We start from the raw sequence: 15,617 nt of genomic DNA, 5'->3' as shown, positions 1-15,617 counted from the left end.
CTGTTCGAAGAATGCGCAACTAGCGCGTAAATAATTCGCGCGAGATGGCGCGGATTTCGCGCTGGTGGCTGCCGCCGGGATGAACCGAGCTGGCAACGCGGACAGGTAGGAATTGACGTCGGGGCATAAACGAAGCTGCCCGACCCTGAGGGCCGGGCAGCGGTCGCGACCGGGGTGAGCATACTTCAGGCCCGCGACGGGCGTCGAATCGCTCGGCCTGAGTCATACGCCTCGTGCGGGCGTTTGTCGGGCTGGCGCACCATTGGCGACATAGTAGGGCGCATCCGATGCCGGCAGCGGCTCGCGGCCGCGCACGCGATCGGCGAGCTTTTCGGCGATCATGATGGTGGTGGCGTTGAGATTGCCGGTCACGATCTGCGGCATGATCGAGGCGTCGATGACACGCAGCCCCTCGATACCGTGAACGCGACCTTCATGATCGACCACCGCATCGTCGCCGGTGCCCATGCGGCAGGTACCGCAAGGATGGTAGGCGGTCTCGGCGTGCTGGCGCACGAAGGCATCGAGCTCTTCGTCGGACTTCACGTCCGGCCCCGGCGAGATTTCCCGACCGCGATAGGCATCCATGGCCGGCTGGTCGATGATCTCGCGGGTCAGGCGGATCGCGGCGCGGAACTCTTCCCAGTCGCGCTCGGTAGCCATGTAGTTGAACAGGATGCTGGGCGCGCTGCGCGGGTTCTTGTCGACAAGCTGAACGCGACCGCGACTCTCGGAGCGCATCGAGCCGACATGGGCCTGAAAACCGTGGGCCTGGACCGCGCTCTTGCCGTTGTAGCTGATCGCGATCGGCAGGAAGTGGTACTGGATGTTGGGCCATTCTTCGCTGTCGTCGCTGCGGATGAATCCGCCGGCCTCGAACTGGTTGCTGGCACCGATCCCCTTGCCCAGGAACATCCACTCCGCGCCGATCTTCGGTTGGTTGTACCACTTGAGCGACGGATAGAGCGACACCGGCTGCTTGCACTCGTACTGGATATACATCTCCAGATGATCCTGCAGATTCTCGCCGACGCCCTTGAGCGGATGGACGACGGGAATGCCGAGCTTCTCCAGCAGTTCCGGATTGCCGACGCCCGAGCGCTGCAGGATCTGAGGCGAGGCGATCGCCCCGCCGCAGAGCAGAACCTCGCGGCGTGCCAGTGCCTGGCGCGGCAGGCTGTTGTTGAGATGGTCGTGCAGGTAGTTGACCCCCACGGCGCGCTGGTCCTCGAACAGGATCCGGTCGGTGGTGGCATGGGTAACGATGGTCAGATTTTCGCGACCCTTGGCGATATCCAGATAGCCGCGCGCGGTGGAAGAGCGCCGTCCGTTGGGCGTCGTCGACCGGTCCATCGGACCGAAGCCCTCCTGCTGGTAGCCGTTGAGATCGTCGGTACGCGGATATCCGGCCTGCACGCCCGCCTCGATGAAGGCCTGATACAGCGGATTGTTGCCGGCCTTGGGCGTCGCCACGCTCAGCGGACCGTCGCCACCGTGATAATCGTTGGGACCGATATCGCGGGTTTCCGCCTTGCGATAATAGGGCAGGCAGTCGCTGTACCCCCAGTCTTCCAGCCCGGGCCGCTTGGCCCAGTTGTCCAGATCCAGCGCATTGCCGCGGATGTAGCACATGCCGTTGATCAGCGAAGAGCCGCCCAGGCCCTTGCCGCGGCCGCACTCCATGCGGCGGTTGTCCATGTGCGGTTCGGGGTCGGTCTCGAACGCCCAGTTGTAGCGCTTGCCTTGCAGGGGATACGCCAGCGCGGCCGGCATCTGGGTGCGGAAATCGGCGCGATAGTCCGGGCCGCCGGCCTCCAGCAACAGCACGCTGATGGCCGGATCCTCGGTCAGGCGCGTGGCGAGGACGTTACCCGCCGAACCGGCGCCAATGATGATGTAATCGAATTCCTGGGCCTGTTGCATACACACGCTCCTGGTGGGGTTAGAGGATGGCGACGAGCGATGAACGGGGCGGAGAATGGTGCGCGCTCGATCAGACGACGCCGTCCGATCGAGCGCTGCCCGTTGCCGGTCAGAAAACTGAGGCGAACGGTCCCATCTCGACCTGCACGGATTTGGTCTGGGTGTAGTGCGCCAGCGTCTCGACGCCGTTTTCGCGACCGATGCCCGACTGCTTGTAGCCGCCCACCGGCATTTCGGCGGGGGAGTCACCCCAGGTGTTGATCCAGCAGATGCCGGCTTCGATCTGGTGAATGACCCGATGGGCGCGATTGAGCCCTTCGGTGAACAGACCCGCGGCCAGGCCGTATTCTGTGTCGTTGGCGCGGCGAATCACTTCGTCCTCGTCGTCGAAGGAGAGAATCGCCATGATCGGGCCGAAGATCTCCTCGCGCACGATTCGCATCTCGTCCTGGCAGTCGGTGTAGACGGTCGGGGCGACCCAGGCACCCTTGGCGAATTCGCCGTCGGTCAGGCGCCCGCCGCCCACCAGCAGACGAGCGCCATCCTGTTTGGCAATGTCGAGATAGCTCGCGACCTTTTCCAGGTGCTCGAAGCTGACCAGCGGCCCGAAATTGGTTTCCGGATCCAGCGGATCGCCGGCCTTGATGCGGTTGACCCGCTCGACGATCTTGGCCTCGAAGGCATCCTTGACCGAGCGGTGCACGAACACCCGTGTGCCGTTGGTGCAGACCTGGCCGCTGGAATAGAAGTTGGCCATCATGGCGCCGTCGGCAGCACGGTCGAGATCGGCATCGTCAAACACGATCAGCGGCGATTTGCCGCCGAGCTCCATGGTGACGTCCTTGAGCGTCGAGCCGGCGGCGGCGGACATGACCTTCTTGCCGGTACCCACTTCGCCGGTGAAGGTGATCTTGGCGAGCCCCGGATGCTCGGTGAGCATGGCGCCGACGCTACCGTCACCCTGGACCACGTTGAACACGCCATCCGGCAGGCCCGCTTCAGTGAAGATCTCGGCCAGTTTGAGCGCGGTCAGCGGGGTGACCTCGCTCGGCTTGAATACGACCGCATTACCCGCCGCCAGGGCTGGAGCGGCTTTCCAGCAGGCGATCTGGATCGGGTAGTTCCATGCGCCGATAGCGCCGATGACACCCAGCGGTTCGCGACGGGTGTAGACGAACGAGTCCTCGCGCAGGGGAATCTGCGTGCCTTCGATGCTCGGCGCCAGACCGGCGAAGTATTCCAGCGCATCCGCCCCGGTCACGACGTCGACGCTGGTCGTCTCGCTGATCGGCTTGCCGGTGTTCAGCGTTTCGAGTTCGGCCAGCTCGTCGTTGCGTTGCCGCAGCAGGGCAACGGCCTTGTGCATGATCCGTGCGCGCTCCATGCCGGTCATCGCCGCCCATTGCCGCTGAGCGCGCTGGGCGCTTTCGATCGCCTTGTCGACATCGGCGGCGGTCGCCTGGTGGACGCTGGCAATGACCTCGCCATTGGCCGGATTGACGGCATCGAAGGTGTCGCTGCCGCTGGCCGGCGTGTGGCGGCCGTCGATGTAAAGTGTCTGCGTTTCGAGTCGTGCCATGGTGACTCTCCCTTCGAGTGGCGAATGAAACAGCGGTGCCGAAGCGCGTTGTGGCTTCAGGCGCTATCTATCGATGAAATGTCTGTGAGCGGACTGTCTTCAAGTGACGAACTGTCTTCAAATGACAAACTGTCTTGAATAATTTGTCGGTAACCGGGCGCTGCATGCGCGACGGTCCGTGCACGGGCTTTTGCGCGCTGAAGCGTCCAGGCATACCTGAACAGGCTAGACGCTTTTGAGAAGCGTCGGTGTTTCCGAGCGCGTCGATGTTTCCGAGAGCCTCGATGTTTCCGAAAGCCTCGGCGTTCCGGGCAGCCCAGAGGTTACGACCCGGCTTGTCGTCCGAACGGCTCTGCGTTCTCAAGCGTAGTCGTTGGCCCGCGCCCGGTTATGTTGGGCTGCCTCGAGCTGCACCCGCACATAGTCGTAGGCCAGTTGTCGGGCGCGATCCACGTTGAGCCCTTCCTGGGCCAGGGCGCCGCGCAGCCATAGGCCGTCGATCAGCGCCGCCAGGCCGCGAGCGGCGTTTCGTGCCTCCTGCTTGGGCAGCACGCGTCGAAACTGACAGCTCAAATTGGAGTAGAGCCGGCGATCGTTGACCCGCTGCAGCCGCTGAAGCGGGCGGTGATGCATGCTGCTGGCCCAGAATGCCAGCCAGGTCTTCATGACCGATTGGCTGGTCTGGCTGCGATCGAAGTTGCCGTCGATGATCGCATGCAGGTGCGCCTCCGGCGGCGCGTTGCCCAGCGCCGCGCGCCGCTCCAGTACCGCCGTGCCCAGGTCGCTCAACACCTGGCGCATGGTCGCTTCCAGCAGTCCATCCTTGCCGGCGAAATAGTGGCTGATGATGCCGGTGGAAACGCCCGCCCGCTTGGCGATACGCGCGATCGTGGCATCGGCCAGGCCGACGTCGTCGATCGCTTCCAGCGTCGCCTGGATCAACTGTCGGCGACGAATGGGCTGCATACCCAGTTTCGGCACGGGCTTTCCTCCTGAATCGGGGCTGAAGTGATGAGACCGAGGTCAACCCGCTCCAGGCGAGCGTGGATGACCGACTGCGCCGGTCCTGACGCACGAACCGCCATTGCCCTGGTGTGCCAGTGCCTTGGCTTGTTGATCCCTGCCAAGCTAGCGGTTGTGCGTCGAGCTATCATTAACTTGGCTTTCAACATCAGCTGAGGCGACCATTATGGAAATTTTTTATTGAACGGTCAATCAATAAAAACTAGTGTATTGTGCTATCGAATGGAAATCCTGGCATTCGATAACCAGTGATTATTGACGATAACTTATAATAGATCAGGGAGTTCAAGCACCATGAAAACCCCATCCATCGCGTGGACCCTCGCCGGGGCCGCGCTGGCCGTAGCGCCGATGACTCAAGCCCAGGCCCAGAGTCAGGAACCCGAGAGCTGCCAGACCGTTCGCTTTGCCGAAGTGGGCTGGACCGACATCCAGGCGACCACCGCACTGGCCAGCGTCGTGCTCGAGGGGCTCGGCTATGAAGCGACTTCCGACACCGTTTCCGTGCCGGTCGCTTACGCGGGCATGAAAGGCGGCGATTTCGACGTGTTCCTCGGCAACTGGATGCCGTCGATGAAGTCGATCAGCGACCCCTACATCGAGAAAGGGCAGGTCGATCGGCCGCGCGCCAATCTCGAAGGTGCCAAGTACACCCTGGCCGTGCCCGAATACGTCATCGACGCCGGGGTGAAATCGGTCGCCGATCTGGACGCTCACGCCGATCAGTTCGGCCACAAGCTGTTCGGGATCGAAGCGGGCAACGACGGCAACATGATCATCCAGCAGATGATCGACGACGACGCCTTTGGCCTGGGGGACTGGCAACTCGTCGACTCCAGCGAGGCCGGCATGCTGGCCGAAGTCAGAGCGCGTACCCGCACCAAGGACTGGATGGTGTTCCTGGGCTGGGCGCCGCACCCGATGAATACCAATTTCGATATCGGCTACCTGTCCGGTGCGGATGACTACTTCGGGCCGGATTACGGCGGTGCCACCGTCTATACCAACACGCGTGCCGGTTATGTCGACGAGTGCGGCAATGTCGGCCAGCTGCTCCAGAATCTGAGCTTCACGCTGGACATGGAGAACGAAGTGATGGGTAGCATCATGGACGATGGCGAAGACGAGAAGGACGCTGCCCGCGCCTGGCTCAAGGCTCACCCCGAAACCCTGGACGGATGGCTCGAGGGCGTGAAGACCGTCGACGGCGAGCCGGGCTTGCCGGCAGTCAAGCAGGCGCTGGATATCTGACGCCGTCTGGATGGCGTCGATGCGGTATCGAAAAAGGTTCGATAAAATCGTCTCGATCGCCACTGCGGGCTTGTCCTGGGACAAGCCCGCAGGTATAGTCCGCCCCCGTTGTCGTTCGGCAACGTTGATCGTATTTAGCAATACCGTTGGCTACGTAGCTCAGCTGGTTAGAGCACATCACTCATAATGATGGGGTCCCCTGTTCGAATCAGGGCGTAGCCACCAACGGTTCTCTCCTCGACACGCTGTTCCGTCCGATCCCGCTTTTCGGTTCGATTCCGTGCGCCTTCGCCGCATGCGTATCTCTCTCTGATGCTTTCGTTCACGCGCAATCGATGGACGTATCCGCGTTCCTCGTCCAGTATGGCTGGCGGACAAACCGGCAATAGAGGCGAACTCTGCAGCATATTGATTGTGCTGGATAATTCGTTTTCGCCGTTTTGAAGAATCCTGCATGCCGGCCTTGACGCAAAAGACTCAGCGCGTATACTACGGCGCGTGCTGAAGGATGGTCCCCGATAGCTCAGTTGGTAGAGCAAATGACTGTTAATCATTGGGTCACAGGTTCGAGTCCTGTTCGGGGAGCCAACATCCACATCAGCCAGCGGTGAACGACGATCCCCGATAGCTCAGTTGGTAGAGCAAATGACTGTTAATCATTGGGTCACAGGTTCGAGTCCTGTTCGGGGAGCCAATGTGTTGTCGTTGTCGATTTTCCTGGATTCCCTCTTTGATACCCGCCAGATCCCTCTCCTCGTTTTTTCGCGATACTGTCTTCGTTTGTTCTCATAAACATCATCGATCTGTCACACAGCTGCAATATTGATCCGCAATACTCCCCCTGTGTCGAAACGATAGATTTCTGAAAGACAGGACTCGACGATCGGAGAGTACGTCATGGGCGAGATGATCAAACCGCAGGATCTCAAGCGCTACAGCATCGAGCTGACCGAGCGTCCAGATGGCTCCTTTGGCGTGGTTGTCGCCAATGAAGCGTCGGATGACAATCTGGAGCTGCTCGCAGGCGCGCTGTGTCAGGTCGCGCTGGATCTTTACCAGCAGTCCAAAGCCGAAACTCACTGAATCGCTGTCGCTTGCCCGTCGATCGCGGCAACTCGACACCAGTGTTGCCAACCGGTGCAACGGAAAGCCGTCGCCTCGTGGCGATTCCACGCTGAGCCGCCGGGAGAGGGCGCTCGGCGAATGGTTATTGGCTCGTTTCCATCATTGTCATCGCCTTGTCTCTCCAAACGGCCGTCCACCTTCCTGTCTTGGGTGCCGTCCGAGTGGCTGACGGACGTCACCTTCTTGCGACTCCATTCTCCCTCGCTGCATTTCTCCTTCGCTATATTTCTCCTTCGCTGCATTGTCTCTCGCATTATTTTCACCGAGCTGTTTCCTCCAAAGCCTGCTCGCCAGGAACTGGCTCAGCTAGAACCCATTGATCTGGAACACGTTCAGCCAGCGTGTTGACCACGCTCATTCGATCGATCGCTCTCCGCCCGTTTGCCTGCATGACCAAAGGTTCGATGCATTGTTAACTTCATGATTGTTTGAAGTTAACCATTCCTCATGGCACCCTTGGTCAACTTCTTGGCTTATCAAGGTTGACTTTCGTATGGCGATGCCTATTTCTCCCACTCAGCGCGCGTCTCTACGCCATGACTGGCAGCGCGACGAGATCCAGACGCTGCTGGAACGTCCGTTCAACGACCTGCTGTTCCAGGCGCAGGGCGTTCATCGCCAGCATTTCGATCCCAATGCGGTACAGATCTCCACGCTGCTCTCGATCAAGACCGGCGCCTGTCCGGAGGACTGCAAGTATTGCCCCCAGTCCGGCCACTACAACACCGGGCTCCAGCGCGAGAAGCTATTGCAGCTCGAAGCCGTGCTGGAAGAGGCGCGCAAGGCCAAGGCCGTGGGTGCCAGCCGTTTCTGCATGGGGGCGGCGTGGAAGCATCCCAGCGCCAGGGATATGCCGCTGGTGCTGGAAATGGTGCGCGGCGTGCGTGCCATGGGGCTCGAGACCTGTATGACACTGGGCATGTTGAGCCGTGAACAGGCAGAGCAGTTGGGAGAAGCCGGGCTCGATTACTACAACCACAATCTGGATACCTCGCCGGAGTACTACGGCGATATCATCACCACTCGCACCTATGCCGACCGCCTGGAAACGCTCGATCACGTGCGGGAATCCGGCATGAAGATCTGCAGCGGCGGCATTCTCGGGATGGGCGAGAGCGTCAATGATCGCGCAGGACTGTTACAGCAGCTCGCCAATCTGCCAGTGCATCCCGAGAGCGTGCCGATCAACATGCTGATCCGGATCCAGGGCACGCCGCTCGAGCACGTGGAGGACCTTGACCCCATCGAATTCATTCGTACCATCGCCGTCGCCCGAATTGTGATGCCACGTTCCCACGTGCGTCTGGCCGCCGGACGCGAGCTGATGAGCGACGAAACCCAGGCGCTGGCATTCTTTGCCGGAGCCAATTCGATCTTCTATGGCGAGCGCCTGTTGACCGCGCAAAACCCGCAGGCGACACACGATCAGCGACTCTTCGAGCGCCTCGGCCTGCATCCCGAAACCCGTGAAGACATCGACGACGACGCCCACGAAGCGGCTCTCCAGCAGCGCATGGCTAAAGTTCGGCTAGACGCCATGGTCACGGACGCGACGGCGCGGGCATGAGCGCATCATCCGTCGATTCGTTGGATGACGTACTGGCGGCGCGCCTGGCAACGCAACGGGAGCGGCAGCGCTATCGTCGCAGAGTGACGACGACCGGGAAGGTAGCGGAGAAGGGCGGTCATCTCCGCCGGGAAGGGCGGGAAACGCTGGCATTCTGCAGCAACGACTATCTGGGGCTGGCCGGTGACCCGCGATTGGCCCAGGCGCTGGCCGAAGGCGCCCGCCGCTTCGGCACCGGCGGCGGTGCCTCGCATCTGGTCTGCGGGCACAGCGAAGCGCATGAACACCTGGAGTCGCGATTGGCCGAGTTGGCCGGCTGCCAGCGGGCGGTGCTGTTCTCCAGCGGTTACCAGGCCAATCTGGGTGTGATCTCGACCCTGCTCGGCCGCGGCGACGTCGCGCTGCACGACCGGTTGAATCATGCCTCGCTGCTGGACGCCACGCGTCTGGCCGGCGCCACGCTCGAGCGTTATACGCATCGGGATAGCGACGACTGCGGCGCGCGGCTGTCGGAGGTCGAGGCTGCCCGGCGCAAACTGGTGGTCACCGATGGCGTGTTCAGCATGGACGGCGATACCGCCGAGCTCGAACCCCTGGCGACCCACTGCGAACGCCACCGGGCCTGGTTGATGATCGACGACGCTCACGGTTTCGGCGTGTTGGGGGCTCATGGCGGTGGCACGCGGGAAGCGCAAGGTCTCGACCCGAGTCGGATAGCCGTGACCGTCGGCACGCTGGGCAAGGCGTTCGGCACCCAGGGCGCATTCGTTGCCGGCAGTGAAACGCTGATCGATGCGCTGATCCAGTTTTCCCGACCCTATATCTACACGACCAGTCTGTCCCCGGCGCTGGCCTGGGCGACGCTGACCAGTCTGGATATCGTCCGTGACGAGCCGGAACGTCGCGTGCATCTCTTGTCGCTGATCGAGCGCTTTCGTCGCGGGGCCGCCAGTCTGAGCGAGTTCGATCTGCATCTCACGCCATCGGCGACGCCGATTCAGCCGCTGGTGATCGGGTCGAGCTGGAGCACGACGGGAGAGGGTCGCCAGGAGAACCGGCAGGGCGTCAACGAAGCCGCAGCGCTGAGGCTCTCGGCCGAGCTCGAAAGTGCTGGGCTCTGGTGTAGCGCCATACGCCCGCCCAGCGTCCCCGCCGGGACCTCGAGACTGCGGTTCACGCTCTCGGCCGCCCATACCCATGAAGACATCGACCGGCTGTTGAGCGCGCTGTTTACGACCGCGCGTCGGCTGTCGTCCGCCAGGAGAAGATTGGCATGAGCGCCCAAACAGTGCTGTTGTTACCCGGCTGGGTCCTCGGGCCCGCACCGTTGGAACCGCTGGCGGACGCCTTGCGCCGGCGGTTACCGGACTATCAGGTCGAGTGCGTGAGCTATCCCGCCCTGACCAGCCACCGGCCCGAAAGCTGGGTCGCGGCGCTCGATCACCAGCTACCCCAGGACGCCTGGCTGGCCGGCTGGTCGCTCGGCGGCATGCTGGCCGCATCGCTGGCGCAGTGGCGCGGCCGGCACGCGCAAGGCTTGATCACGCTGGGGGCCAACGCCAGTTTCGTCACCCGCTCGGGCTGGCCGGAAGCGATGACGAGTGCAGCACTGGCTGACTTCCAGCTCGGATTGCGGGCATCCCCGACGCAAACCTTCAGACGCTTCGCACAGTTGAGCGCGCAAGGCGGGCGCGATGCCCGGCGTCTGGGGCGCCAACTGGTGGCAGCGCTGGAAGCGACGCCGCTGGATCAGGCGTTGGCCGGGCTAGGGGTGCTGTCGGCGCTGGATCTCCGCGAGGTGCTGGGGGCGCTGACGATCCCGCAGCTGCATCTTTTCGGTGGCAGCGACGCGCTGGTGCCGGCAGCGGCGCGTCATGCCATCGCCGAACGTCTGCCCGAGGGCGGCCGCACGGCGCTGATCGAGGGCGCGGGCCATGCCTTTCCGGTGGAACGCCCGGAGGAGACCGCCGATCTCATGGCGGCGTTCATGATCTCGGCCGATGGCTCTCGACAGGCCGCTGACGGCTCTCGACACGTCGCTGACGGCTCTCGAGGGGTGGGTTCATGACTGCCGCCCCAATTGCCGCGACGCGCACCGAGCCTTCATCTGCCGGCAACAACCGGCAGCAGCGAATCGCGAATGGCTTCTCGCTGGCGGCGCGCCGCTACGACAGCGCCGCCGGGCTGCAGCGAGCGGTGGCCGATGATCTGCTGACGCGACTGCCGACCCTCGAGCGGCTGCAAACCCTGGTCGATGTCGGCTGCGGCACCGGCCATCTGGTTTCGCGTCTCGCCGAGCGCCACGATGCCACGGCGATTGGCGTGGATATCGCGCCCGGCATGTTGTGCGAAGCGCGCCGGCAGCATGCCGACCAGCCAATTCGGTGGCTCGTGGGTAGCGCGGAGCGCCTCCCGCTGGCTGCCGATAGCGTCGATCTGATGGTTTCCAGCCTGGCAGTGCAGTGGTGTGAATCGCTGTCGGACTTTCTGAACGAGGCCGCCCGGGTGCTGCGGCCCGGCGGCTGGCTCGGCTTCACCACGCTGTGCGAGGGCACGCTGCAAGAGCTGCAGCAGGCGCGTCAACGGCTCGGTGGTGCGCGACCCGGAAATACCTTTCTCTGCGAGGCGCGCCTGATCGAGACGCTGGACCGCCCCGGCTGGCGTCTGCATGAGTTGACCCTGACCACACGCAAGACTCACCACGCGACGCCGAACGAAGCGCTACATGCCCTCAAGCGCATCGGCGCCGCGACGTTGACCAATTCCGCGCACGGCCGCCAGGGCCTGACGGGTCGCCGCCAGCTCGATGCGCTGAACCGGGCGTTGGAAGCCTGGCGCGAAGCGGCGGGGATCCCCACCCGCTATCGCATCGCCACCGTGATCCTGCAGCTTGCCGAAACGGGGGAGGCATCATGACGGCCTGTTTCGTTACCGGCACCGATACCGACGCCGGCAAGACCGTCATCACCACCGGGTTGATGGCGGCCGCCCGCCGCCGGGGGCTGACCACGGCAGGCGGTAAGCCGGTAGCGTCCGGCTGCGAGCGGACCTCGTTAGGGCTGCGCAATGCCGATGCGCTGGCCATTCAGGCGCAGTGCCAGCCAACGCTGGCCTATGACGCGATCAATCCGTTCGCCCTCGAACCCGCCATCGCGCCCCATATCGCCGCGCGGGAAGCGGGCACTGCGCTGTCGCTGTCGTCGCTAGAGCATCCGATGCGCTCGCTGCTGGCCGGCGGCGCCGATCTGACCCTGATCGAAGGTGCCGGCGGCTGGCGGGTGCCGCTCAACGATCAAGAGTCGCTGTCGGATCTCGCGGTCGCGCTGGCCTTGCCCGTGGTTCTGGTGGTCGGCGTTCGCCTGGGGGCAATCAACCACGCCCGGCTGACGCTGGAAGCGATCCGTCACGACGGGCTGGCGTTGGCCGGCTGGGTTGCCAACGTGGTCGACCCCGATCTACCGCGACGACAGCAGAACCTGGATTCGTTGACCGAGTGGCTCAGCGAGCAGGGCGGCGTGCCGTGCCTGGGCATCGTGCCCTGGCTGGAAAAGGCGCCCTGGCTGGAAAAGGCGCCTTGGTTGGAAAAGGCGCCCTGGTGGCAAGCACCATGCGCTGAACGTGTCGCCGATTTTCTGGACATCGAACCGCTGCTGGCCGCCAGCGCCACTACCCGAACCCCTGACCCTGGATCTATCGAATGAGCGTCAACAACGACTGGATGCAGCGCGATCTCGCCAGCCTGTGGCATCCGTGCACCCAGATGAAGGATCACGAAAGTCTGCCCGTCGTTCCGATCCGACGCGGCAAGGGCGTATGGCTGGAGGATTTCGAGGGCAAGCGCTATCTCGATATCGTCAGCTCCTGGTGGGTCAATGTGTTCGGCCATGCCAACGAGCGCATCAATACACGGATCAAGCAGCAGCTCGATGAACTCGAGCACGTGATTCTCTCCGGATTCACCCACCAGCCGGTGATCGAGCTTTCCGAGCGATTGGGCAGACTGGCGCCCGCCGGCCTGGGCCACTGCTTCTACGCCGACAACGGTTCGTCGGCCGTCGAGATCGCGCTCAAGATGAGCTACCACTACTGGCGCAACGTCGGTCGGCCGGAGAAGCGGCGTTTCCTGACGATCAGCAACGGCTATCATGGCGAGACGCTGGGCGCGCTCTCGGTCGGCGACGTTGCGCTCTACACCGACACCTACCGCTCGCTGCTGCTGGATGTGATCAAGGTGCCGGCGCCGGACGGCTTCGGGCTGCCGCGAGACCAATGGGTCGATCAGGCGCGCGTCGCGTTTGCGCAGATGGAAGCGGCGCTGGAACGCCATGCCGACGAACTGGCAGCGGTCATCGTCGAGCCGTTGATTCAGTGCGCCGGCGGTATGCGCATGTACCCGCCGGAGTACCTGACCTGGCTACGCGAGGCCTGCGACCGTCACGGGGTCCAGTTGATCTTCGACGAGATCGCCGTCGGTTTCGGCCGCACCGGCACGCTGTTCGCCAGCGAGCAGGCTGGCGTGCGGCCGGATTTCCTGTGTCTCTCCAAGGCGTTGACCGGCGGCTACCTGCCGCTCTCGGTGGTGATGACCACCGACGAGATCTACGCCGCGTTCTACGACGACTACTCGACGCTCAAGGCGTTCCTGCATTCGCATAGCTATACCGGCAATCCGCTGGCCTGCGCCGCCGCGCTGGCAACGCTGGATATCTTCGAGCAGGACGACGTGATCGTCGCCAACCGGAGCAAGGCCGACCTGATGGGGCGACTCGCCGAACCGCTGCGCGAGCATCCCCACGTCGGTGACGTTCGCCAGACCGGCATGGTGGTGGCGATCGAAATGGTCGCAGACAAGGCCAGCCTGACACCTTACGACTTCCGCGAGCGGCGTGGCCTGCGCGTTTACGAGCACGCGCTGTCGCGCGGCGTCATGCTGCGGCCGTTGGGTAACGTGATCTACTGGATGCCGCCCTATGTCATCACCCCGGAAGAGCTGGAACGCGTGGCAGAAGTGACCCGTGAAGGGCTGGAACGGGCAACGGCGGATTCATAATTTGAAACTCGGCTAGCGTCCTGTCGACGAAAGTCGATAGGGATAGATCTCATCGGCTCGGTGGATATGATCCTGCCTTTTCGCCGGGAAAGGGCGCTGAGAGCGCTCGCTCGGTGCCAAGTCAATGAAACCATGAGTATTTCATGAATTACCCCGATGGTATCTCAAAATGGAAAGTTTTCCGGCAAACGATTAACCCGCGCCAGGATCGCCGTAATCATATGTCATACATGACTACAGGATAGATCGAAAAGCACGATTTTCGGTAGAAGCCTTACCCTGATGACGGCTAAGTACGGATTGTTGCCATGACGCTATCTCTCACATAGTGGGGGCGTCGATGGGGTCATTTTCTTCCTGTCATGAGAATTAAAACGACCGTTTTTGGTTGTCTGAATCACGACAGGATGAATCTGGCTACTGCGAATATCATCAATCCCTGCGGGTGGAGGTAGTCATGTCGATTTATCAGCGCGATGTCGAATCGTTGAACCGGTTCTGTCTGGAACAGGACGGAAGATGGGGCAATATCAATCCCGAGAACGTGGCCAGGATGCGGGCACAGAACCGGTTCCGAACCGGGCTCGATATCGCGCGCTACACCGCCTCCATCATGCGTCGAGACATGCAGGCGTACGATCGGGATCCCTCCCGCTACACCCAGTCTCTCGGTTGCTGGCACGGATTCGTCGGTCAGCAGAAGATGATCGCGGTCAAGAAGCACCACGGCACCACCCAAGGGCGATATCTCTATCTATCCGGTTGGATGATCGCCGCCATGCGCTCGGAGTTCGGTCCGTTGCCCGATCAATCGATGCACGAGAAGACATCCGTCCCGGCGCTGATCGAAGAGCTATATACCTTCCTGCGTCAGGCAGATGCCAGGGAACTGACGCCACTGTTCCGTGAACTGGACAGCGCAAGGAAGGCCGGAAACGAAGTAATGGAAAGGGGGATTCTGGACAAGATCGACAACTTCGAGACCCATGTCGTACCGATCATCGCCGACATCGATGCCGGGTTCGGCAACGAAGAAGCGACCTACCTGCTGGCCAAGAAGATGATCGAAGCGGGCGCTTGCTGCATCCAGCTGGAGAACCAGGTTTCCGATGCCAAGCAGTGCGGTCATCAGGATGGCAAGGTCACCGTTCCCCATGAGGATTTCGTGGCCAAGATCAACGCCGTCCGCCACGCGTTCCTCGAGCTCGGTGTCGAGGAGGGCGTGATCGTCGCCCGGACCGATTCGCTGGGCGCTGGGCTGACGCAGAAACTGCCGGTCAGCAAGGAACCCGGGGATCTCGCTCACCAGTACAACAGCTTTCTCTGCACCGTGCCGATCTGCTCGGCGGATGACGTCAACGAAGGCGATACGATCATCAAGCTCGACGGCGATCTGCGTAAACCGCTGCGGCTCGCCAACGGGCTCTATCGGTTCCGTTCCGATACCGGCGAGGATCGGGTCGTGCTGGACTGCATCAACGCCCTGCAGAACGGCGCGGACCTGCTGTGGATCGAGACCGAAAAGCCGCACATCGGTCAGATCGCCGGCATGGTCGACCGCATCCGGCAGGTCGTGCCCAACGCCAAGCTGGTCTACAACAACTCGCCCTCGTTCAACTGGACGCTCAACTTCCGCCAGCAGGTCTTCGACGACTGGGAACGAGAAGGGCAGACAGAAGGGCAGACAGAAGGGCGATCGCTCTCCGGTATCGAACGCAGCCAACTGATGAGCGTAACGTACGACGACTCCGAGCTGGCGCGGGAGGCGGACCGTCGAATCCAGGCTTTCCAGCGCGACGCAGCCCGCGAGGCTGGCGTGTTCCACCACCTGATTACCCTGCCCACCTACCACACGGCGGCGCTCTCCACCGACGAGCTGGCCGAGGGGTACTTTGGCGAGGCCGGGATGCTGGCCTACGTCGCCGGCGTCCAGCGCAGGGAGATCCGGAGAGGGCTGGCCTCGGTCAAGCATCAGGATATGGCCGGCTCCCATCTCGGCGACGACCACAAGGAGTACTTCTCCGGTGCCGCCGCGCTCAAGGCCGGCGGCGGGCTCAACACCATGAACCAGTTCGGGTGAGCGTCGAGTTCGGGTGAGC

Annotated in this window: 12 protein-coding genes and 3 tRNA genes; 12 read left to right on the top strand and 3 right to left on the bottom strand. The window is 62.7% G+C overall.

From position 1 onward, the window contains the following. Positions 1-222: 222 nt before the first annotated feature. The 3 genes from betA to betI form a co-directional block, all read right to left on the bottom strand. Positions 223-1,923, bottom strand: coding sequence for a choline dehydrogenase (betA, locus tag BTW07_RS13920; RefSeq protein ID WP_075570775.1), 1,701 nt, complete (start codon positions 1,921-1,923; stop codon positions 223-225). 109 nt (positions 1,924-2,032) lie between these two features. Continuing rightward, positions 2,033-3,502, bottom strand: a complete 1,470-nt coding sequence (gene betB / locus BTW07_RS13915; RefSeq protein ID WP_075570774.1) for a betaine-aldehyde dehydrogenase — start codon at positions 3,500-3,502, stop codon at positions 2,033-2,035. A gap of 360 nt (positions 3,503-3,862) precedes the next feature. After that, a complete protein-coding gene (gene betI / locus BTW07_RS13910) occupies positions 3,863-4,483 on the bottom strand; it encodes a transcriptional regulator BetI (RefSeq protein ID WP_198651267.1) in 621 nt (206 codons plus the stop codon). 393 nt (positions 4,484-4,876) lie between these two features. On the opposite strand from betI, the gene BTW07_RS13905 reads away from it, so the two are divergent. The 12 genes from BTW07_RS13905 to BTW07_RS13850 all read left to right on the top strand — a co-directional run bounded on the left by BTW07_RS13905 (position 4,877) and on the right by BTW07_RS13850 (position 15,598). Next, positions 4,877-5,776 (top strand): choline ABC transporter substrate-binding protein, encoded by a 900-nt coding sequence (locus BTW07_RS13905; RefSeq protein ID WP_110643178.1) that lies wholly within the window; start codon positions 4,877-4,879, stop codon positions 5,774-5,776. Positions 5,777-5,924: 148 nt separating this feature from the next. Then, a tRNA-Met gene (locus BTW07_RS13900) sits at positions 5,925-6,001 on the top strand. Between the two features lie 287 nt (positions 6,002-6,288). Further along, positions 6,289-6,364 (top strand) — tRNA-Asn (locus BTW07_RS13895). 30 nt (positions 6,365-6,394) lie between these two features. Next, positions 6,395-6,470 (top strand) — tRNA-Asn (locus BTW07_RS13890). Between the two features lie 203 nt (positions 6,471-6,673). After that, positions 6,674-6,859 carry a hypothetical protein gene (locus BTW07_RS13885; protein ID WP_075570771.1) on the top strand — a complete coding sequence of 62 codons (186 nt, stop codon included), beginning with the start codon at positions 6,674-6,676 and terminating at the stop codon, positions 6,857-6,859. A 535-nt stretch (positions 6,860-7,394) separates the two neighbouring features. Further along, positions 7,395-8,468, top strand: a complete 1,074-nt coding sequence (gene bioB, locus BTW07_RS13880; protein WP_425272037.1) for a biotin synthase BioB — start codon at positions 7,395-7,397, stop codon at positions 8,466-8,468. Beyond that, positions 8,465-9,745 (top strand): 8-amino-7-oxononanoate synthase, encoded by a 1,281-nt coding sequence (gene bioF, locus BTW07_RS13875; RefSeq protein WP_075570770.1) that lies wholly within the window; start codon positions 8,465-8,467, stop codon positions 9,743-9,745. Before bioB ends, bioF begins: the two co-directional genes overlap by 4 nt. After that, complete coding sequence (locus BTW07_RS13870) at positions 9,742-10,536, top strand: alpha/beta fold hydrolase (RefSeq protein WP_075570769.1); 795 nt, start codon at positions 9,742-9,744, stop codon at positions 10,534-10,536. Before bioF ends, BTW07_RS13870 begins: the two co-directional genes overlap by 4 nt. Further along, a complete protein-coding gene (locus BTW07_RS13865) occupies positions 10,533-11,384 on the top strand; it encodes a methyltransferase domain-containing protein (RefSeq protein ID WP_075570768.1) in 852 nt (283 codons plus the stop codon). The genes BTW07_RS13870 and BTW07_RS13865 overlap by 4 nt, the downstream gene beginning before the upstream one ends. After that, positions 11,381-12,169, top strand: coding sequence for a dethiobiotin synthase (gene bioD / locus BTW07_RS13860; RefSeq protein WP_075570767.1), 789 nt, complete (start codon positions 11,381-11,383; stop codon positions 12,167-12,169). Before BTW07_RS13865 ends, bioD begins: the two co-directional genes overlap by 4 nt. Then, positions 12,166-13,518 (top strand): adenosylmethionine--8-amino-7-oxononanoate transaminase, encoded by a 1,353-nt coding sequence (locus BTW07_RS13855; protein WP_075570766.1) that lies wholly within the window; start codon positions 12,166-12,168, stop codon positions 13,516-13,518. The genes bioD and BTW07_RS13855 overlap by 4 nt, the downstream gene beginning before the upstream one ends. Before the next feature lie 457 nt (positions 13,519-13,975). Then, positions 13,976-15,598 carry an isocitrate lyase gene (locus BTW07_RS13850; RefSeq protein WP_075570765.1) on the top strand — a complete coding sequence of 541 codons (1,623 nt, stop codon included), beginning with the start codon at positions 13,976-13,978 and terminating at the stop codon, positions 15,596-15,598. Positions 15,599-15,617: the final 19 nt, after the last annotated feature.

The sequence above is a fragment of the Salinicola socius genome (assembly GCF_001937195.1).
Taxonomy (GTDB): Bacteria; Pseudomonadota; Gammaproteobacteria; order Pseudomonadales; family Halomonadaceae; genus Salinicola; species Salinicola socius.
Note: the sequence above shows the minus strand (reverse complement) of the source record. Positions and strands in the feature narration are given on the sequence as shown.